Source organism: Acinetobacter sp. SwsAc2 (genome assembly GCF_013391465.1).
Lineage (GTDB): Bacteria > Pseudomonadota > Gammaproteobacteria > Pseudomonadales > Moraxellaceae > Acinetobacter > Acinetobacter johnsonii.
Map to the genome: position 1 here is coordinate 15,725 of NZ_JACBEZ010000019.1, position 21,859 is coordinate 37,583.

At 42.8% G+C, this 21,859-nt stretch carries 16 protein-coding genes and 1 pseudogene; 6 read left to right on the top strand and 11 right to left on the bottom strand.

Features of this window, described 5'->3' with window-relative positions:
• Positions 1-208: 208 nt before the first annotated feature.
• Together aspS and HYI04_RS09815 are read right to left on the bottom strand one after the other, a co-directional pair.
• Positions 209-1,993, bottom strand: coding sequence for an aspartate--tRNA ligase (gene aspS / locus HYI04_RS09810; RefSeq protein WP_004697728.1), 1,785 nt, complete (start codon positions 1,991-1,993; stop codon positions 209-211).
• Between the two features lie 152 nt (positions 1,994-2,145).
• A complete protein-coding gene (locus HYI04_RS09815) occupies positions 2,146-2,910 on the bottom strand; it encodes a DUF4184 family protein (protein WP_178896117.1) in 765 nt (254 codons plus the stop codon).
• Positions 2,911-3,048: 138 nt separating this feature from the next.
• Between HYI04_RS09815 and znuD the strand changes: the two genes are divergently transcribed.
• Together znuD and HYI04_RS09825 are read left to right on the top strand one after the other, a co-directional pair.
• A complete protein-coding gene (znuD, locus tag HYI04_RS09820; RefSeq protein WP_178896118.1) occupies positions 3,049-5,124 on the top strand; it encodes a zinc piracy TonB-dependent receptor ZnuD in 2,076 nt (691 codons plus the stop codon).
• Positions 5,125-5,228: 104 nt separating this feature from the next.
• Positions 5,229-6,692: a phospholipase D family protein gene (locus HYI04_RS09825; protein WP_178896119.1), complete on the top strand. Its 1,464-nt coding sequence runs from the start codon at positions 5,229-5,231 to the stop codon at positions 6,690-6,692.
• A gap of 94 nt (positions 6,693-6,786) precedes the next feature.
• On the opposite strand, the gene HYI04_RS09830 is transcribed toward HYI04_RS09825, so the two are convergent.
• The gene (locus HYI04_RS09830) at positions 6,787-7,239 is read right to left on the bottom strand and encodes a hypothetical protein (RefSeq protein WP_058870278.1); all 453 of its coding nucleotides are present in this window, start codon (positions 7,237-7,239) and stop codon (positions 6,787-6,789) included.
• A 196-nt stretch (positions 7,240-7,435) separates the two neighbouring features.
• On the opposite strand from HYI04_RS09830, the gene HYI04_RS09835 reads away from it, so the two are divergent.
• Entirely contained in the window at positions 7,436-7,888 is a 453-nt protein-coding gene (locus tag HYI04_RS09835) for an RcnB family protein (RefSeq protein WP_130235012.1), read from the top strand.
• Positions 7,889-7,958: 70 nt separating this feature from the next.
• Here the strand turns inward: HYI04_RS09835 and HYI04_RS09840 are convergent, their stop codons facing one another.
• The 4 genes from HYI04_RS09840 to HYI04_RS09855 all read right to left on the bottom strand — a co-directional run bounded on the left by HYI04_RS09840 (position 7,959) and on the right by HYI04_RS09855 (position 13,299).
• Positions 7,959-8,456 carry a phosphate-starvation-inducible protein PsiE gene (locus HYI04_RS09840; RefSeq protein ID WP_130234989.1) on the bottom strand — a complete coding sequence of 166 codons (498 nt, stop codon included), beginning with the start codon at positions 8,454-8,456 and terminating at the stop codon, positions 7,959-7,961.
• Positions 8,457-8,595: 139 nt separating this feature from the next.
• Positions 8,596-10,377 carry an acyl-CoA dehydrogenase C-terminal domain-containing protein gene (locus tag HYI04_RS09845; RefSeq protein WP_130234988.1) on the bottom strand — a complete coding sequence of 594 codons (1,782 nt, stop codon included), beginning with the start codon at positions 10,375-10,377 and terminating at the stop codon, positions 8,596-8,598.
• 197 nt (positions 10,378-10,574) lie between these two features.
• Positions 10,575-12,377, bottom strand: a complete 1,803-nt coding sequence (locus tag HYI04_RS09850) for an acyl-CoA dehydrogenase C-terminal domain-containing protein (protein WP_130234987.1) — start codon at positions 12,375-12,377, stop codon at positions 10,575-10,577.
• A gap of 304 nt (positions 12,378-12,681) precedes the next feature.
• Entirely contained in the window at positions 12,682-13,299 is a 618-nt protein-coding gene (locus HYI04_RS09855) for a hypothetical protein (RefSeq protein ID WP_130234986.1), read from the bottom strand.
• Positions 13,300-13,436: 137 nt separating this feature from the next.
• Here HYI04_RS09855 and baeS point away from each other — a divergent pair, with 137 nt between their 5' ends.
• The 3 genes from baeS to HYI04_RS09870 all read left to right on the top strand — a co-directional run bounded on the left by baeS (position 13,437) and on the right by HYI04_RS09870 (position 17,363).
• The gene (gene baeS / locus HYI04_RS09860) at positions 13,437-15,089 is read left to right on the top strand and encodes a sensor histidine kinase efflux regulator BaeS (protein WP_004697753.1); all 1,653 of its coding nucleotides are present in this window, start codon (positions 13,437-13,439) and stop codon (positions 15,087-15,089) included.
• Between the two features lie 19 nt (positions 15,090-15,108).
• A complete protein-coding gene (locus tag HYI04_RS09865; RefSeq protein WP_130234985.1) occupies positions 15,109-15,795 on the top strand; it encodes a response regulator in 687 nt (228 codons plus the stop codon).
• 212 nt (positions 15,796-16,007) lie between these two features.
• A complete protein-coding gene (locus HYI04_RS09870) occupies positions 16,008-17,363 on the top strand; it encodes an amino acid permease (RefSeq protein WP_130234984.1) in 1,356 nt (451 codons plus the stop codon).
• Positions 17,364-18,261: 898 nt separating this feature from the next.
• Here the strand turns inward: HYI04_RS09870 and HYI04_RS09875 are convergent.
• The 4 genes and pseudogenes from HYI04_RS09875 to HYI04_RS09890 all read right to left on the bottom strand — a co-directional run bounded on the left by HYI04_RS09875 (position 18,262) and on the right by HYI04_RS09890 (position 21,828).
• Entirely contained in the window at positions 18,262-18,633 is a 372-nt protein-coding gene (locus HYI04_RS09875; RefSeq protein ID WP_130235108.1) for an MmcQ/YjbR family DNA-binding protein, read from the bottom strand.
• Between the two features lie 69 nt (positions 18,634-18,702).
• Entirely contained in the window at positions 18,703-20,148 is a 1,446-nt protein-coding gene (locus HYI04_RS09880; RefSeq protein WP_130235109.1) for a YdiU family protein, read from the bottom strand.
• Positions 20,149-20,226: 78 nt separating this feature from the next.
• A pseudogene (locus HYI04_RS09885) lies at positions 20,227-20,542 on the bottom strand (DHCW motif cupin fold protein).
• Positions 20,543-20,661: 119 nt separating this feature from the next.
• A complete protein-coding gene (locus tag HYI04_RS09890; RefSeq protein ID WP_010327490.1) occupies positions 20,662-21,828 on the bottom strand; it encodes a fatty acid desaturase in 1,167 nt (388 codons plus the stop codon).
• Positions 21,829-21,859: the final 31 nt, after the last annotated feature.

Here is a 21,859-nt window from a genome sequence, read left to right on the forward strand (position 1 = left end):
TAAATGAATAAATCAATAGAGTGATTCAGTGCCAGAACTGCTGCAATAAAATATAGACTATCGTGAATCACTGTAAGGGGGATAGATCAAAAGTTCAAAAGAAATTTTGGAAAATTTGAAGCGAAAATAATATCTATGGAATGGATGGTCTGGTCTTGAATGAAAAAACCCTGCGCATGGCAGGGTTTCTTTAATCAAAATCTAAAGATTATTTTGTTTCTTCAGCTTTTGGTTTTTCACGTAAGCGAATACCTAAATCACGTAGTTGATTTGATTCAACTGGTGCAGGCGCTTGCGTTAATGGACATTCAGCAGTTTTGGTTTTCGGGAATGCAATCACATCACGAATAGACGCACCACCCGTCATGAGCATGACTAAACGGTCTAGACCGAATGCTAAACCACCATGCGGAGGAGCACCGTAACGTAATGCATTGAGTAAGAAGCTAAATTTCTCTTCTGCTTCTTCTTCACCAATACCTAAAGCTTCAAAAATTGCTTTTTGCATTTCTAGGTTATGAATACGCAGTGAACCACCACCAATTTCAGTACCGTTTAACACCATGTCATAAGCCACAGAAAGCGCAGCACCTGGGTTATTTTTCACATCTTCAACGCTTGATTTAGGCAGTGTGAATGGGTGGTGAACAGAAGTCCATTTGCCATCATCTGTTTCTTCAAACATTGGGAAGTCAACCACCCAAAGCGGTGCCCATTCGCAAGTCGACATTTTCAAGTCATGACCGACTTTAATACGTAAAGCACCCATGGCATCGTTCACAACTTTAGCTTTGTCTGCACCAAAGAACACGATATCGCCATTTTCTGCGCCAACACGTTTCAAGAGATCAAGCACGATTGGCTCGATGAATTTCACGATTGGAGATTGTAAACCTTCGATACCTTTTTCAAGCTCGTTTACTTTGATGTACGCCAAACCTTTTGCACCGTAGATGCCGACAAATTTCGTGTATTCATCAATTTGGCTACGTGGTAAAGAGCCTGCACCAGGAACACGTAATGCAACGATACGACCCTTAGGATCTTTCGCTGGACCTGCGAATACCTTGAATTCAACTTCTTGCATCAGGTCTGCAACGTCAACCAATTTCAAAGGAATACGTAAGTCTGGTTTGTCCGATGCATAGTCACGCATAGCATCTGTATAGGTCATGCGTGGGAATTTATCGAATTGAACATCAAGAAGTTCTTTGAACATCTTAACGGTCAAGGTTTCCATTAAATCCATGATGTCATCGTCACTCATGAACGATGTTTCAACGTCGATTTGGGTGAATTCAGGCTGACGGTCTGCGCGTAAGTCTTCATCACGGAAACATTTTGCGATTTGGTAGTAACGATCGATACCACCCACCATCAACAATTGTTTGAATAATTGTGGTGATTGTGGAAGTGCGTAGAAGCTACCATTTGAAACACGGCTTGGCACTAAGTAGTCACGCGCACCTTCAGGCGTTGCACGGGTTAAAATCGGAGTTTCAACGTCCAAGAAACCATTGTCTTCGAAATAGTTACGAATTAAGTTGGTTAGTTTAGAACGGAAACGTAAACGATCTAACATTTCAGGACGACGGATGTCCAAGAAACGGTATTTCAAACGAATTTCTTCAGAAATATTGGTGTTGTCGTCATTCAATGGGAACGGCGGAGTTTCTGATGCAGCAAGAACTTCGATTTCTTTACCTAAAACTTCGATTTGACCGCTCACCATATTGGCATTTTCTGTGCCTGCATAGCGACGACGTACACGACCTGTAATTTTTAATACGAATTCTGAACGTACTTTGTCTGCAGTTGCGAATGCTTCAGGAGTGTCTGGGTCAATAACCACTTGCACAAGACCATCACGGTCACGCATATCAAGGAAGATGACACCACCGTGGTCACGGCGACGGTGTACCCAACCGCAGAGGGTTACTGTTTCATCAATTTGAGTTTCGGTTAAAGAACCGCAGTAATGAGTTCGCATCATGGCGTTAAAAATCCAACTATATGGCTAAAGGTAGCGAATACGTAAACAGCGCATCGCCTAAAATTTAATGTGAGATTATGCCTCTTTGGACATTGAGTCACAAGGCGTAGTGTAAAAAAGGCATGAAATAGCATTTAAGCGTTGGTGTAAATTCAGCCTAAACGATAGTCACGATCTAAAAATAAAAACAGAATGCATCCAAAGATTAAAATCAGCAAAGCGACTTGGCTAAACTCATTAATACTTCGCCCTGTAAAATAATACAGGTCTGACTTCCAAACTTGCGTGGGAATATAACGTGCATAGTCCAAAACACTGACTAAACCGCCTAAAAGGCTCAGTATGAACAGTCCCATCGCAAAGCGTTTGATTTTTAAACTGACAGGAAAATGTTGCCGATAGGTTTGGTAATAACGCCAACTCATCCATGCCAACAAGGGGAGGGCCAGTGCCGATGTGCCAATTTGTAAAATGCGGTGTAGCGGATAATAGTGTCCTAACAGTAAGACCTTCTGGCTTAAAAACGCATGTCCGAACAAGGTGCGGAAGTCAGCATGGGTGAGTCCATCCCATAGCAGATGCGTAGCCGTGCCGAGCAGTATCGCGAGAATAACGGACACAGAAAATTTAAAAAAACGCAGCATACTGCTCAGCCTTAACTCATGCTGAATACCTAAAAAACGATAAAAACAGGGCCGTAATAGCACGTACCACAAAACACAAAAACTGAGTCCAATCCAAAGATCGGGGTGAATCAGTGAAGTCCAGTAGTGGGTAGTATTTGAATTGGCTTGTGTAAACAGTCGATAAAGATCGGGGGTCATACTGCCAATGGCAATGGCAGCAATGGGTAAACGGTCACCACTGAGTTTGGCTAAAGGGGGCGCGAGAACGGCATGTGAAATGGTAAAGGGCATGGATCTGTTGGCGTTGGCATCGACTTAGATGGATAGGGCAGTTTATCTTTTTTCTGCGATTGGAATGTTTTTTATTGCAATGAATTTGAAATGTTATATTATAACAATATTCAAAAATTGTACGCTTGAGTGAGTTCCATGGCTTTCCATAAAAATTTGATAACGCTCTCTATTTTGGCGGTGGTCGCACCTGCCGTTTTTGCAGATGACACAACAACACAACAACTTGAAACGTTGACCAGCCAAGCACATCCACTCGTTCAGACCGCTGCTGATTTTGCAGTCGCCGATCAGGTCATCGAGCAAAAAAGTTTAAAAGAACGCGCACCGACCATCGGGGATGCTTTGGCAGATGAGTTGGGGGTGTATTCAAATCAATATGGTTCAGGTTCAAGCCGCCCCGTGATTCGTGGTCAAGATGGCCCTCGCGTGAAGGTCTTACAACATGCTTCAGAAACAGCCGATGTCTCGACTTTATCGCCAGACCATGCCGTGACGGTCGATCCGATTTTGGCCAAGCAAATTGAAATCATCCGTGGTCCTTCAACCCTTTTATACAGTGCAGGCACCGTGGGCGGTCTGGTCAATGTCACCGATCAAAAAATTCCAACCAGCATGCCTGAAAAAGGTCTAGAAGGTACGGCGGGATTACGCTACAACTCTGGCAGTGATGAAAAGTTGGCCAGTGCTGGGGCGACGGTTGCTTTGGGCAGTCAGTTTGCTCTACGGGTTGAAGGTTCAAAGCGTGAAGCGAATGACTATATTGCACCGAACTATTTCCATGAGCATGAAGGTGAACTCGAAAAAGAACGTCGTGTCGGAAATACCTTTGCCAAAGGCGAAACGGTCAGCGTTGGTGGTTCATGGATTGGTGAGCGTGGTTTTGCGGGTATTGCCTATACCAACCGTCAAGATCAATACGGTTTACCTGGGCACAGCCATGAATATGAGAGCTGTCATCCGCATGAGGATCATTTGCACTGTGACGGGAGCGATAATCATGGACATACGGATGAACATGATCACTCAGGACACGAACATGCGCATGACGAACATGAGACAGGGCCTTGGGTTGACTTAAAGTCGGAGCGTTATGACTTCCGTACAGAAATTTTAAATCCGATTGCAGGATTTGAGAAGTTACGTGCCCATGCCAGTTATACCGACTACCAACATGATGAAATTGAAGGTGATAGCGTTGCAACTACCTTTAAAAGTAAAGGTTATGATGCGCGTCTAGAAATGGTGCATCAGCCGATTGCGGATTGGGAAGGTGTGGTTGGCGTACAGTACAATCAACAAAAACTAGATATCACGGGTGAAGAGTCTATTTTAGAACCGACCAAGACGCAAAAGTGGAGCGTGTTTGGTTTAGAACACAAGCAGTGGAATGACTTCCATTTTGAGTTAGGGGCACGTGTCGATCAGCAGACCATTGATATTGAGTCAGATCGAAAAGACTATGATGATTATGCCGTGTCTTATTCGGGTGCTGTGAATTGGATGTTTGCACCGAACTATAAACTGTCTTTGGTCGGGTCACATCAAGAGCGTTTACCTTTGGCGCAAGAGCTTTATGCCGATGGTAAGCATCTTGCAACCAATACCTATGAGCGTGGCAATGAAAATCTCGATGTCGAAAAGTCTAATAACCTAGAGTTAGGTTTCCATTACGATACGGATAAAATTGATTATCACGTTCATATTTACCACAACTGGTATGACAACTACATTTATGCTCAAACTGCCTACCTTTACGAAAACTTCCGTCTAGTGGACTACACCCAAGACAAAGCGCGTTTTTATGGGACTGAAGCAGAAGCCTCTTATGCCATCAATGATGTGTATAAGATGAGCGTATTTGGTGACTATGTCCGTGGCAAAATTGACAATGAAAATGCGCCACGAGTGCCTGCTGGTCGTTTAGGAACAAAAGTGAATGCTAACTTTAGTGACACGTGGTCAGGAACGGCAGAGTACTACCATGTGTTTGAGCAAGATCGAATTGCAAGCTATGAGACCGAAACCGAGGGCTATAACATGGTGAATCTCGGCTTGGCGTATAATGGTCAGTATATGCAGGGCAATGATTATCGCGTGTATTTCAAAGCCAATAACCTCTTAGATGAGATGGTTTATTCGCATACCTCTTTCTTATCGACCATTCCGCAAGTGGGGCGTAACTTCACAGTTGGACTGGACTTTAGTTTCTAAGACGCTGTTTAAAGTGATTTAAGCAAAGCGTTCGACAACAGAAATCCTCTTGAAAAATCAAACAATAAAACCTAGTCTGAGTATATTGGATTAGGTTTTTTGTTATGCGTATCTTTCGAAAATTACATCAAAAGCTCAACTGGACATCGACCCGTTATGTCGGTGTCGTGGTGGGTTTATTGGCTCTGACTTATTTAACGTCCGCGATTTACCATAGCGTTAAACCACTACCTGATGGGCTGGACTATACGGGCAAGTTGCGTCATGCCGATGTCAAATTTATTGCAGATCAAACCTATATCGATGCACAAGGCAAGCAACAACAAGATCATCATATTTTCAACACAGTGTTTCAACTGATTGAAGATGCGCAAACCACGATTGTGTTGGATATGTTCTTGTTTAATGATGAAGTGGGGACATCTCAAGCATCACAACGGGCGTTGACTCGGCAGCTGACCGATGCGTTGATTGTCAAGCGCAGCTTACATCCGAATATTGAAATCAAAGTCATCACTGACCCGATTAACTCAGTGTATGGCGGGCTATTACCTGAGCATTACCGTAAATTGCGTCAGGCAGGCGTGGATGTGATTGAAACCGATTTACGTCCGCTTCGTGCCTCGAATCCTGTTTGGTCTGGTTTTTGGTATATCTGTTGTCAAAATGCAGGCAATAATCCCGACGGCGGTTGGTTAAGAAACCCGTTTGGGGATGAAAAAATCACCCTACGTAGCTATCTAAACTTATTTAACTTCAAAGCCAATCATCGTAAAACTTTGGTGGTCGATACCTCCGAAGGTTGGAAAACCTTGGTCACATCGGCGAATCCACATGATGGTAGTTCGCGACATTCCAATGTAGCCCTGTTGGTGACAGGCAATACCGCAATTGATGTGTTGAAAACCGAGCAAACTGTGGCACATATGTCTCAGGGCGATGTGCCGATGGTGATTCTGGGCGAAACTGCAGGCAATCCATCTCAACCGCAGGTACAGGTGCTGACTGAAAAAGCAATCCTAGACGCAACACTCAACTTGTTGAATACAGCAAAAGCTAATGACCAGATTGATTTGGCGATGTTCTATTTGTCTGAGCGTCAAATCATCAATGCTTTAAAAGATGCGCAGAACCGCGGCGTTAAACTTCGGATTTTACTCGACCCAAATAAAGATGCATTTGGTCGTCAAAAGAATGGAATTCCGAACCGTCAAGTTGCATCTGAGCTTAACGATGCTGGTATTACAGTGCGGTGGTGTAATACACAAGGAGAGCAGTGTCATAGCAAAATGATTTTAAAACGCCATGTGCAAGAAGCAGAGCTTATTTTAGGTTCTGCAAATTTTACCGCACGGAATTTGAAGAATTATAACTTAGAGACCAATTTGCGTGTGATTGGCCAGTCTAATGCAGCGGTGTTTACAGATGCACAGCAATATTTTGATGGGGCATGGTCGAACTTAAATGGTCGTCAAATGAGTGTGAGCTATGAGCAATATAAAGATGAGTCAAAACTCAAATATGGGCTATACCGCTTTATGGAATGGAGTGGTTTGTCGACGTTTTAGAGATTTTTTTCTTTGTTAGAAAAGGCGTAGCACAGCTAGGTAAGAGAAAGACTAAAATAAAAAAAAGCGCATATTGCGCTTTTTTTATTTGCACTTACTGTTCAGGATTTGGCGGGATGATTTGATCCAAATCTTTATCGGTCATGTTATCGAGTTCATGTAGATCGGTTTTGATTTTCCATTTTTCGGCATCTTCCACTGGGCTCGGTAGACGTGCTTCTAACCAGTCGCAAATGACATCGGGTGGAAAATCAGGATGGTTACACTGAATGACCCATGCCAAGAATTGCTTGGCTTCACCATTCATATACGGCGGCGGTGAAACAGGTAAAAACTGCGTCGGTAGGCGCTCATTTTTAGAAATATAGTTCAGTACATGTCCCAGCTCTTGTACCGTTTGCCATGCCAAAGGATGATCTACATCAATTTGAAACTTAAACCACCATGCACTTTTTCCATCTGTGCCATAAGCATCAATCAGATTTTTTTGAATACTGGGCACTTTTGCAAAATATTCATAGAGTCGATCAAAACTTAATTCAGCCACGATTGTTCATCCAATACATTTATAAACAAAGATTAAGTATAAACTGAAAACTCATGCATTTTTTGCTTTTCAAAGAAATCCAGCTTTAAACCTTATTGCTGTTATAACGACCAGTGATCTAAAATTGATGGTTTGTACATTTTTTATCCATAAAATAGGTTTAAAATAATAATATTCACCTCAGTGGAGGAAGATGATGAAATATTTAAAAATAATCTATGGAATAAGTTTACTCAGCTTATTTCCTGCACTGAGTTTTGCTCAACCAGCGACGCGTAATTATGGAAAACCGCTGACTTCGCAAACCCAGCGTTTCCCAACCTATGCTGGGCCGTATCAAGGAGCAATGCCCAGACCTACATCACCGCCTCAAATTGAGCCCCCTCATCACAGACCACCTCCGCACCATCCACCACATGGCGGATATCCAATGCGACCAGGTGTGAGTATTATTTACCGAGCACCCAGCTATTCAACCTATAGTCAGGAAACCAATAGCTATGTGTATGGGGATGGCGACTCCAGTATTGAAAGCCGTGATTATGTGTTGATTACCGATTGGCGACGTTTGGGACTGCCAGACCCACCTGAAGGCATGCACTGGATCTATGAAAATGGACGCTACGCTTTAGAAGCGGATTCAAAATAAATGAATCTTTGACTGATACAGAAAACCCTCCGTTGTTTAGACGGAGGGTTTTTTAGTGGTCAATAAAGAATTAAGCGAGTTCATCATCTTGTGGGCGTGGTGTTTTCCCTTCGGGTAAAGGCTTGTCGGCATGTTTATCCCGAATTACTGAAGGATAATTCCACGATGCATAACGCACCACCAAAATTGCAATCGCCATAATTAAAATTGAACCCGTAATAATCACCAAATCCATATCCGCTTTGTGGTCATGCTGGATATCGGAAATTAAAAGACGGGTGAGGGCGGTGATGGCGATATAAATTAAAAAGCGGACAGGCATGTGGTTGGTTTTAAAATAGATACCAACCATTGCACCCAGTTCTAAGTAGATGAATAACAGTAAAATATCATCAATCGAGGCATATTGTTTAATGGTCAGGATCTCATAAACGGTATGTCCTGCCGACCAAATCACCATACAGCCAATAATAAATAAAGCCACATAGTGAAAACTTTCTACTGCAGTATTGCCCAGTTTATCGATGAGGGTTTCTATTTTCTCTATTTTAGGGTCACGGTTGGTCATGGCTGCCTCCTGATATGTTGATGGTGGTTTATTGCATCATAAGCAAATTTCATGCACATGACGTATAAAAGCAAAAATAAAGCTGAGCCATAAAAAAACGCCTGACGAAGCAGGCGTTTTTTATTTAGTCTTTAGGCGATTAAGCTTGGCTGGTGAAGTAGTCTTCAGAGAAGTTCGTGATGACTTCTGCACCTGCTTTTACTTTTACAATACGTAAGTCGATTTCAGGCAAAATACGTTGTGTAAAGTAAGCTGCAAGCGCCAGTTTGTTTTGATAGAAGTCACCATCTTTGGCTTTTGCAGCATTGGCAATTCTTGCAAACATATAGGCAAAGCTGAGTAGGCCGACTGCATGTAAGTAATCCACTGCTGCTGCATTCGGGAACTCTGCACTTTCAGCAGCACGTTCAAGGATATACTTAGTCACTTCTTCCACTTCAGTTGCCGCATCGAGTGTTGCATCTTTAATGAAGTTTAGGTCAGCGTCTAAGCTGTTAGCAAAGTCACGGATTTCAGTAATGTAGTCTGCAATGAATGCACCACTACATTTAATGGTTTTACGACCGATTAAATCTTGAGACTGAACGCCGTTGGTGCCTTCATAGATTTGTGCAATACGTAAGTCACGTACACATTGCTCCATGCCCCATTCACGAATATAACCATGACCACCGAAGACCATTTGTGCATCTAAAGTTGCTTGGAATGCTGTGTCAGTTAAATACGCTTTTGCAATTGGGGTTAATAAGGCAACACGGTCATTGGCTGCTTTCACCGCTTCAGGGTCTGTTGAGAATTTAGTGATATCCAGTTGCTGACCGACATATACTGCAAATGCGCGAGATGCTTCATTATTGGCACGTGCATTCAGCAACATACGACGTACATCACCATGAACTAAAATGCTGTCTGCAGGTTTAGCAGGCGATTGAACACCAGAAGCGCTACGACCTTGTAGACGGTCTGTCGCGTACTGTGCAGCATTTTGGTAAGCAAATTCAGATGCACCTAAACCTTGAATACCCATCGATAAACGTTCGTAGTTCATCATCACGAACATAGCCGCAAGGCCTTCATTTTCTTTACCGACCAAGTAACCTTTGGCACCGTCAAAGTTCATTACACAAGTTGCAGACGCTTTGATCCCCATTTTGTGTTCAATTGAACCTGGACCTGCTGCATTACGCTCGCCCACAGAACCATCTGCATTCACTAAGAATTTAGGTACGATGAAGAGTGAAATACCACGTGAACCCGCAGGTGCATCTGGTGTTTTCGCTAGAACCAAGTGAATGATATTTTCAGCTAAGTCGTGGTCACCACCAGTAATAAAGATTTTGGTCCCTGTAATGTTATAGGTGCCGTCTTCGTTACGTTCAGCTTTAGTTTTGATAATGCCTAAATCTGTACCTGCATGTGGCTCAGTTAGACACATGGTCCCAGACCATTCGCCTGAGTAAATTTTAGGTAAATAGGTTTCTTTTTGTTCTTGCGATGCGTAGCTGTTCAGTGCCATACCTGCACCGACAGAAAGAAGCGGGTAGAGCATGAATGATGGGTTGGTTGCGAACAGCATTTCATCTGCAAGAACCGTCAGCATTTTTGGCATGCCTTGACCGCCCCATTCTTCATCAGCCGCTAAGCCAATCCAACCGCCTTCAGCATATTGCTTAAATGCTTCTTTAAAACCAGCAGGTGTAGTCACTGCGCCATTGCTAAATGTTGCACCTTCTTCATCACCTGTACGGTTTAAAGGCAGGGTTACGTTTTGCGCAAATTTAGCCATTTCCTCGAGGATCGCTTCAGCCGTCGCACTGTCTACATGAGCTAGATTTTCATTAGACTGCCAGAACTGATCTGCGTTGAAAACGTCATTGAGGATAAATTTCATATCCGCAAGTGGGGCATTATAAATTGGCATGTTCGTTCACCTGTTTATTGTTTGAATCTCTGTAGACTTAGGACAGCTTAATTAACAACGGAGAGTGTTGTCAGATGACCCAAGCGAAATAACGCTCTATTTATAAAGAAAAAGGACCGCCAAAGCTATGACTGTCCTTTTTCATTTCTGTACTCAAGAGTACAACTATTTCAAATATCGAATTAGTTATTAATTACTTAGAATGAAAAGTGCTCTGCATCTAATGCAAGTAACGGTTCTACGCCACCAGCAATCACGTCAACGTGTGAGCGAACACGTGGAAGAATCTTCTTGAAGTAGAAACGAGCTGTCGTGACTTTCGCATTATAGAAGTCAACGTCAGTTGTACCTGCAGCCAATGTTTCTTGAGCCACAAGTGCCATACGTGCCCATAGGTAAGCAAGCGTTACATAACCAGAGAAGTAGAGGTAATCGACCGCAGCAGCACCCACTTCATCTGGGTTTTGCATTGCTTTCATACCAATTTGCATGGTTAAGTCGCCCCACTCTTTGTTTAGAGCAGCAAGAGGTTCAACAAACTCTTTCATTGCAGCATTGTCTTTGTTTGCTTCAACAAATTTGTGAATAATCTTAGTGAAGTCTTTCAACATTGCACCTTGAGTACCCAAAACTTTACGACCTAACAAGTCAAGTGCTTGGATTTCAGTTGTCCCTTCGTATAAACACGCAATACGTGTATCACGAACGATTTGTTCCATACCATGCTCTGAAATAAAGCCGTGACCACCAAACACTTGAACGCCGTGTTTTGCAGATTCAGAACCCGTTTCAGTCAAGAATGCTTTTGCAATTGGAGTAAGCAGTGACAAGATGTTGTCAGAAGATTTACGCTCTTCTTCCGTTGCACCTTGCTCAACCACGTCCGCATGTAGAGACAATAAGTAAACCAGTGCACGACCACCTTCAGCAAATGCTTTTTGAGTTAACAGCATGTTACGAACAGCAGGGTGAACAATAATTGGATCGGCTTCTTTTTCTGGTGCTTTAGGACCTGTTAAAGAACGCATTGCCAAGCGGTCTTTCGCATAGGTTAATGCACCTTGGAATGCACCTTCAGATGCAGCAAGACCTTGAACAGCAGTACCAATACGTGCGGTGTTCATGAAAGTGAACATGCAGTTTAAGCCACGGTTTTCAGGGCCAATCAAGAAACCTTTTGCATTGTCAAAGTTGATGACGCAAGTTGCGTTACCATGAATCCCCATTTTGTGTTCGATTGAACCACAACGAACTGCGTTACGCTCGCCTAAAGAGCCATCTGCATTTACATTGAACTTTGGTACGATAAATAGTGAAATACCTTTAGTGCCTTTAGGTGCGCCAGGAAGACGAGCAAGAACAATATGGACAATGTTCTCAGCCATGTCATGTTCACCTGCTGAGATAAAGATTTTCTCGCCTGTGATGGCATAGCTACCGTCAGCTTGTGGTTCAGCTTTAGTACGGATAATACCCAAGTCAGAACCAGCGTGTGATTCTGTTAAGCACATCGTACCTGTCCAAACACCTGAAACAAGGTTTGGTAAGTAAACATCTTTTTGTTCAGCTGAACCGTGATGTTCTAAAGTACGAACTGCACCATGAGAAAGACCTGGGTACATGCCCCATGCCCAGTTTGCAGTACCGACCATTTCTGAAATCACGTTACCCAAAGAAACAGGTAATGCTTGACCGCCGTATTGTTCTTCAGCAGAAAGAGACGGGAAGCCAAGTTCGATATATTTTTGATACGCTTCTTTAAAGCCAGTTGGAGTTGTAACAACGCCATCATTCCAAGTACAACCTTCGCGGTCGCCGCTTTGGTTGATTGGAGACAATTCGTTTTCACAGAAATCTGCAGCAGCTTCTAAATATTGGTCAACCAATTCACGGCTTACGGTTTCCTGAAATGCAGGCAATTTAGAATAGTGTTCTTCTGCATTCAATAGCTCATGCAGTACGAATTGCATATCACGTAAGGGCGCTTTGTATTGTGGCATATCGGTTTCCTCAATACTGGTTTAACCAGCTTATAATCCTAATAAACATAAAAACGTGTCTTCTTTGACACGGATTGGAATAACTTAATCGTGCAACATCTTCTAATTTGGTACAAGCGGTTCAGGTGCTTTTCTTGGTGACTGTAAAGTCAAATAAATATTATTCAAAATCGCTAAGTGCACTGAGTGTAAACAGTTTTGCTGCTTTTGGCATGACATAAATAGTCAAAAAGCGTAAAAAGTTATGTCCAATAAAAAAGGCGCAATTTGCGCCTTTTTATATATTTATGCTTTTTAAAGTGGCTTAAGCAGCCTTATTCGGTGCTGAAACAGGGGCTTTAGGCTGGAAGTGAACGATACATTTGCCATCTACTGTTTGTGTGCCAACTTTTAACTGCACGACTTTACCATCGGTTTGACCTTGGCAGGCTTTGGTCGCAGCTTGTTGGCGCGCTTGACGTTCAGCTAAACGTTGATCGTATTGCTGAGTTAACTCAGCACGTTTCGCATCGGTTAGTGGTTCGCCACGCTGCATATGCATGCCACGGAATTCACCACGATCGGCTTGATCACCACGCATTGGGCGGTGTTCACCACGTTTCATTTCATCACGGTTCGGTTTAAATGAAATCGCACATGTGCCTTCTAGTGTTTGTTCACCTGCTTTAACTTGGACTGCTGAACCCACTGCTTTGCCATCGCAGGCTTTTTTAATGTCTTGCATGACCTGCTTGCGTTCAGTACGCATTTTTTCAAACTGTTCGCGTTGTTCAGGTGTCATATGACGGTCTTTTTGATAATGACTATGCATATGTTGCGACTGCTCCATATCTTTTGGTGCTTGGGTGGATTGACAGGCAGTCAACGCACCTACAGATAAAACGCTGGCAGTGGCTAAAGCAATTTTTGTCATCTTATTCATTCTACAACTCCCCCATACAAGAGCATGTGATTTTGGATGATTAAAGATTAAATAATAAAGATGTAGAAACAATGGAGAGTTTTTTGATGCAGTGTTCTATACAATAACAAGGCAAAAGAATGACCGAGAGATTGCTTTTGAAGATTCGCCGCGTACCGATTGCTTTACGCTTATTCCTCACTGTATTGCTGACCACTTTGGTGATTACCACGGTGAGTTTAGGTGTGCTGCATTGGACGATGCAAAAGAATTTTGCCAAATATGTGGCGGACGTGGAAATGCAAAAGCTCGATCATCTGATTGATAACTTGGCTGGCGTTTATAGCACTTATCATGACTGGGGCAATGCCATTCAAGCGCAAATTTTGCAGATTGAAGGACATGCTGCGCCAGATGATTATGACCGTCTCTCTCGTTGGTGGTTACGTCGTCAGTACGACATTGCTTTGCAACAGCGTTATTTTAAAGAAAATACCAAAACCTTACTCAGTGATGTTTCTACCACTGAAGTCAAACATGAAAAACAGATTTTAACCGAACAAGAACTGCAAGCTTTGGAGGAAAACTTACCTTCGGAGTTTCAACCCTTCGAAGGTTTAAAGTTCCCGCTCAGCGCCAATCAAAATGTTTTCCGCCCAGATCGTAAAAAAGAAGAGATTGAACAAGAGAGCAAACAAAACACAGGTAAAAAACAGTTTATTTCCACGCCTGACCGTTTAGGTCTTAGCTCGCGTTTGTCTTTATACGATACGCAGCGTCAGTTCGTGGTCGGTGAACCTTCGGATGATCAAGTTTCTTTCCGTCCTATTGTGGTGAATAACCAAGTGGTGGGGTACTTGGGGCTGAAACCAGTCCTCGATCAAGATGATGCATTGAGTATCAATTTCTTTAGTAATCAAAAACGTTATTTATTACTGGTCTATGGTTTAACCGTTTTTGCCAGTTTAATTGCTGCGTTGTTACTTGCGACTTATTTTAAGACACCGATTCAACGCTTGTTGAATGGTACGCGTGAATTAACCAAGGGTAATTTTCAGCATCAAGTTAAAGTGAATCGAAACGATGAGCTGGGTGATTTATCCAATGAACTGAACCAACTGGCGGTGATTTTAGATCAGCATGAAATTTCACGTCGTCAGTGGGTGTCAGATACTTCACACGAGTTGAAAACACCGCTGGCAGTGTTACAAGCGCAGATCGAAGCGATGCAAGACGGTATTCGAAAGCCAACGCCTGAGCATTTTGAATCGATGTTACGCCAAGTCACCAGCTTGAAAAAACTCACGCATGACTTGGCCGATTTGGCACAAGCGGAAGCACAGCAATTAAACTGTTACTTTGCAACCGTAAACCCGTGGGCGGTGATTGAGCAAGAAGTGGAAAACTTTAAGCCTAAATTTGAACAGGCCCATTTAAGCATTAGTGTCGAAGGTGAGGGCGCCGAGTTACAACTTGATATTGACCGCTTTAAGCAAATCATGGTCAATTTGTTGGGTAATAGCATTCGTTATACCGAAGCGGGTGGTCAGGTTCGAGTCCATACGGAACAGTCCGCAACAGATTGGACGGTCTATGTCGATGACAGTCCATATGGTTTAACTGATGAGCAACTGGCACGACTCGGTGAGCGTTTCTATCGAGTCGATGACTCGCGTACACGGAGCACAGGTGGTACAGGTTTAGGTTTGGCTTTATCGGCTAAACTGGCACAGGCTTTGGGCGGCGAATTGAGTTTTGATCATTCGCCTTTGGGTGGTTTACGTTGCAAGTTAACGTTCCCAAAAAAATGAAACACAAAAGGAAGTATGTATGAAACATATTATGCTGGTTGAAGATGAAGTAGAACTTGCACAATTAGTCCGCGATTATCTTGAAGCAGCGGGCTTTGAAGTCAGTATGTTTCACGATGGTCAGGAAGCCTATGATAGCTTTACGCAGCGTAAACCGAGTCTGATGATTTTAGACTTGATGGTGCCGCGTATGGATGGCTCGACCATTTGTCGTAAAGTCCGTGAACAGTCGGATTTGCCGATCATTATGGTCACCGCGCGTACGGAAGAAATCGACCGCGTGCTTGGCTTGAACATGGGGGCAGACGACTATGTGTGTAAACCCTTTAGCCCGAAAGAATTGGTGGCGCGTGTTCAAGCCGTGTTACGTCGTTTAGAGCGTAAGGCTGAGCCTGAAGATCAGTCTTTGTTCCGTATGGATAAAGCGCAACAACGCATTTGGTATCAACAAAAGCCTTTAAACTTAACGCCGACCGAGTTTCGTTTACTGGAGTTGTTTTTAGAGCATGTGGGTCAAGTCTATTCACGTGCACAGTTGCTGGATCATATCAACCCAGACAGCTTTGAAGTGGCTGACCGTGTGATTGATAGTCATATTAAGAACTTACGTCGTAAGATCTCTGATGCGGCTGAAACAGGTAACCGTCATGAATGGGTTCAGGCGGTATATGGGGTAGGCTACCGTTTTGAATATCCTGAAGATTAATTCAGTTTTCTGAACGATAAAAAAAGCGGATAAGCTGAGGTTTATCCGCTTTTTTTATGGGGTTCAAGCAAATGCGGCAATCAAAATCAGCAGTTTGCTTAAATCTCCAACTGGTGAAATGAAACCGAGCAATCTGCAATTTAAAAGGACAAGACTGGTTGATCGTCTGTGCAAGCGGTACAATTCATTTTTTTATCAGATGAGCATGTGTTTTGAGCAGCGAGACGCCTAAACTTCAGCGCCGTTTAAAGAACCGCCATATTCAATTGATCGCCATGGGGGGTGCAATTGGCACAGGGCTGTTCTTAGGTTCAGCACATATTATTGAATCTGCTGGCCCATCTATTATTTTGGGTTATATGATTGGCGGTTTGATTGCATTTTTAATTATGCGTCAGCTCGGTGAAATGATTGTACATGAGCCAGTGACGGGTTCATTCAGCTACTTTGCCTTTAAATATTGGGGGCGGTTTTCAGGCTTTTTAACGGGCTGGAACTACTGGGTACTGTATATCTTGGTGGTGATGACTGAACTGACCGCGATTGGTAAGTATGTGAATTACTGGTGGCCACATATTCCTGCGTGGGTCTCGGTGCTGGTATTTTTTGTGGTGATCACACTGGCCAATCTTGCCAATGTCAAACTGTATGCGGAGTCTGAGTTTTGGCTGTCGATGATTAAAGTTGTGGCGATTATCGCCATGATCATTTTCGGGGTTTACCTGTTGTTGACGGCTGATGTCGCTTCAACCGCATCTGTCACGAACTTATGGGCACATGGCGGGTTTTTCCCACATGGCTTTGAAGGCTTGTTTTATATGCTGGCCTTTATGATGTTTGCCTTTGGTGGCATTGAGCTGATCAGTATGGCGGCTGCGGAAACCGAAGATCCTGAAAAGAACATTCCAAAAGCCGTCAATCAAACGGTGATTCGGGTTTTCCTATTCTATATTTGCTCGCTGGCGATTCTTTTGTCTCTGGTGCCTTGGAATCAATTGGATTTGGGGGGCTTAGATAAAAGCCCATTCGTACTGATTTTTAAGCAAATAGGCATTGATTGGGCAGCGCATTTACTCAATTTTATTATTCTGACGGCATCGGTTTCTGTTTGTAATAGTGGGATGTATGCCAATAGTCGCATGCTATTAGGTCTGGCCGAACAGGGTAATGCCCCGCAAGTTTTTAAGCAGGTTAATCGACAAGGGACACCGATTGCGGCTGTTTTATTTTCAGCATTACTGATTTTTGGTTGCGTGCTGTTGAATTACTTTTTGCCTGAAAAAGCGCTCAGTTATCTGATTTATATTGTGGTCAGTGCTGCGGTGTTGAATTGGATGATGATCAGTTTGATCCATCTTAAATTTAGACAGAGTATCAAAAAGCAGGGCATTCAAACTAAGTTTCCAGCGTTATTTGCACCGTTTAGCAATTATTTTGTTTTAGTGTTTATGCTGATGATTTTATATATCATGTGGAATCAAGGTTTTATGCTTTCCGTGTTGATGCTTCCTGTGTGGATCCTCGTGTTATTTGTGTTATTTAAAACATTGAAGGCGAAGAAGAGCTAAAGCGCAAGTGATGATGTTGAAAAGGACTCATATTGAGTCCTTTTTTTATTGGGTTTTTGATCATTTAGGGTTCTGGTTCATGGGTGAATTATAAGTATCTAAAATAATGTTTTAATTTGTCTTTTTACTTTTACGTTTGTTTTAGACAAAGTCGATGAGTCGATATTCAAATCAGCAACTGAATATGAAAATGAACAAGATTTTACTGATTCTCAATGGGTCTTTATCTGAGGTTTGGCATGACCTGCTGATTAACTTGGGTGGAGAGTGAGCTACTCTCATACTTCAACTTTTCGGATTGATATGTATAGATAATTAAATAGGCAAAATTGAGAAAAGAGTGCTTGTATTTCCGACAGATTGAAGCAGTGGGCTATAAAGTTGCTTTTAAAGTACTCAAAAATTAACTTTAAGGAGTCAGGTTTAGCTTCGGTTATCCTGAAAACTATCCACAATTTCTGCGGATAATTTTGGGGGTAAGTCTAATTAAGCTTATTTTTCCATGTACGTTTTGGCTTACAACTATTCAAGTCGATTGCGTCTAGGTCAGTCCCAAGATTTTTTATATGATGCAGTCATAGAGAACAGGAAGTTCCAAAACATAAAACAAAAATGATAAGTTCAATACTAGGATGTGAGGTACGACAGGAGTTATACCTAGCTAACCAATACGAAAAAGCTCGACAGGATGTCGGGCTTTTTTTATGATCTATGAATGCCTCATTTCACTTTTCGTTTCAAAATTTGGGTTCAAATGGGCAATACGTAGAAAACGTCGAAAAACTGTTTAGCCGAGACAATATGCGTTCAAACCGATGATCTGTTTGATACAGTGATAGGGTTGTGCTTTAGAACATGTAATAGGAATAATTAACAATCTTTTTCACTCAATACATATTTAGGTGATGGCTTGAAGCGCAGCGATTCGCTGTCTTTGTCGTTTATTCAGCTTGGATACCACGAGCTCATAAGAGCTATGTACCAGATCAATGACTAAATCAGGATCTAAGTTTTCATCCTCATAAATTGAAATCCAATGCTTTTTATTCATATGCCATCCTGCATGAATATACGAATAAATATCACGTAGCATCGTGCCGTGGTCAGGCATAACTTTTAAGTTACTTAAAGCTGCCCCACTTAATGATGAATTGAGTAAAAACATTTTATCCATGACTTTATATACATCACAGCCTTCACCAAAGGGCTGACTACACGTCACTTCTGGCAGGGCAAGTGCAGCTTTTGCAGCAATAAGGTGTAAGGACATGGTGATCATCACTCAGTGGGCGAAGCCCTGTGGATATTGTTTAATTTATCCACAGTTTAAGCCAAACGCTTAAGATGAACAACTCACCATTACCTCAGGAACATCCGTTGGCAAAGGTGCTAAATCTTCCGCTTTCTCTAGTGCGACATTCCGCTCAAACGGTTGGCTAAGCAGGTCAAATAAGCGTTCGACTTCTGAGAAATCATTCCGCTCAGCCAGCTCAATCGCTTTTTGCGCCATGTGATTGCGTAGGATATAAACAGGGTTGGCTTGTTGCATGGCTGCATTGAGTTCTGCCGTGTCTTGATTTGCACGAATTTGTTCATACTGAGCGAGGAAACTTTCAAACTGACGACGGTCAAGGCAGTCATCTTTAATCATTTCATATTGCTGCTCTTGCAAACGCGTAAAGCTTTGTGTGTAGTCGAGCTGTTCAGTTTGTAGAATCCGTAAGAAAGTCATGGCACAGTCAAAACTGTCCGTGTGGAAATGAGGTAAGCCCATTTTCTGACTTAAACCTAGTTTGTAGTGCTCCAAGAACGTGGGTTCATAGTGCTCTAGGCAATCGGCAAGATCTTGCTTCCATTGTTCTTTGTCATAGTCTTGCGGACAAAGCGGAATGAGGTTATTCAACCATGTCCATAAGTTCCAGTGTCCAATGCTCGGCTGCTGCTGATAGGTATAGCGGCCTTGATAGTCAGAGTGATTGTTAATCCAATTCGGACGGAAGCGTTCCATAAAGCCATAAGGGCCAAAATCGAGGGTTGAACCTGTAATGTTTAAATTATCGGTATTCATTACTCCATGTGCGAAGCCGACCAGTTGCCATTTGGCAATCATTACCGCAGTCCGTTGAATCACTTGGGTTGCAAATGCCAAAACAGGTTGTTCCGCATCTAAACACTCGGGGTAATGCCATTCGATGCATTTCTGGCTAAATTCGTCAAGTAAGTCAGGTTGATACTGATTAATCCACTCAAAATGCCCCAAGCGAATATGACAGTCCGATGTACGTAACATCATTGCACCGAGTTCCAATTTCTCCCGTTGCACGCCTTGAGCCGACGAGGTAAAGCCTACGGCATTACTCGATGCGACGCCTAAATTATTCAGCGCATGTCCAGCCAAATACTCACGAATGACGGAGCGAAGTACCGCACGACCATCTCCCATACGCGAATAAGGAGTAGAACCTGCGCCCTTTAAATGCAGGTCAACGGTTTGCCCATGTTGATCGAGAATTTGCACAATCAATAAACCTCGACCATCACCGAGCTGTCCTGCCCACTGACCAAATTGATGCCCAGCATAGACCATTGCCAATGGTTCAAATTCACTAAAGGTTTTTTGTCCGCTACAAATCTCTATCCAAGACTGTTTGTCGGCTTCAGACCATTGCAACTGTTCTGCTAAAGCGGCATTGAAATGACCTGCTTTTGCCCCTTTTAGTGGCAAGGGCTGTTGATGGTGATAAAGTTTTGAAGGAAGGAGGGAGTAGCGTGAATTGAACTGCATAGTGAAGGATCACAAGGGATAAGCCATGACCCCATCAATATAGCAAAGTTTTAGTGTTAAGACATATATCCAACTGTTTTAGTCAACTATAAACAGCTTGGCACGCTTTGAGGTGGACGAGCGATGAGCTTTAGCTTGATCTGCAACTTGGTAACTCATGCCAGCCGTGAGGGTAAAAGTTCGACCATCATCTAGTTCCGTGTGTAGTTCGCCTTCTAAGAACGACAGGATATGTCCTTTAGAACACCATGAGGATAAATCAAGCACTGCTTTATTTATACACAAGGGCCATATAGTTCTCAGAATACTCCACCATACGCACGCGAATCGCGTCAAATTGCTGAGTACGCCATAGGGCAGAACCCTGATCACCTGTATGGCGGGTGGTTGGTATCTCGGCCTAGTTGGTGAGACCGAAAGGAATATTCTTAATATCCATGTTGTTATCCTTTATGAACTGCTAAAAAAAGCCCCTTGCGGAGCTTTTTTTGGAATGGTGAATCAGATAATTAATTACTGAGAAACAGGGGCTTTTTTAATGCTGCGCATCAGTGTGGTCAAGGTTTGACGATGATGACCTAAGCGCTGTTCGACTAACTGAAACTCAATTTTGAGCTTCTCATCCATTTGATGGATTTTTTCAGCCACTGCTGTTTTCTTGGCTTGAATTTCTTGTTCTTTCAATTTTGCCCAGTCATTCAAGGTTTGGGTGAATGCATCATACTCTTGTGCAATACGAGCTTTCGCGGAACTAATGTCATCACTGACATTTAGACCATGAACTTCTAAGTCTTGTTCAGCGTATTTAAACTTCATCGCAAGTTCAGCTTTTTTAATATTAAAGCTCGGAATACGACGTAAGTTTTTAGCTAAACCCAGTTTTGAGCATGACCAAATCAACCATTTGGTTGGATCATATTGCCACCATTTCACACCGTTACGATAGTCGTATTGGAAAATGTGGTGGTAGTTATGATAACCCTCACCCCAAGTGGCAATGGCTAACCAGAAGTTGTCACGTGCGGTATTTTCGTCTGTATATGGACGTTTGCCCCACATGTGGCATAAAGAGTTAATGAAGAACGTGACGTGGTGGCTGAGGATTAAACGCATTAATCCGCCCAACAATAACACGCCCCATAAGTCGCCTACAGCCCAACCAATCGGTAATAAAATACCCATGTGGACGATGATCACTAAAGGAACATAGTATTTGTGTTGGAACATCACCAATTTGTCATTGAGCAAATCGGGTGCATTTTTAAAATCAGGTTCTGCTGATGGATAGTCACGAAGCATCCACCCCATGTGCGCATACCAAAAACCATTGTTAATCGAGTACGGATCTTTCTCGATATCATCGACATGGCGGTGATGGGTACGGTGACCTGAACCCCAGTATAAAATACTGTTTTGCACGGCAAAGGTACCCATAATCATCAAAATGATTTTTAAAGGTAAGCTTGCTTCATAAGCACGGTGTGCCCATAAGCGGTGATAGCCAGCGGTAATACCTAAGCTACTAACACCCAGTAATACAAACATACTGATCCAAGCGGCTAAGCTGAAATCATGCTGAAAGGCATATAAGGGAATTGCAATCACAGCCACAATGGGAAGAAAAACCAATGCAAAAATTGCAACCCAGTTAAATGGGGCTTTGGGTAGGGGAGCATTCATCTCCAACAGCACTCCTGAAACCTTGGGAGGT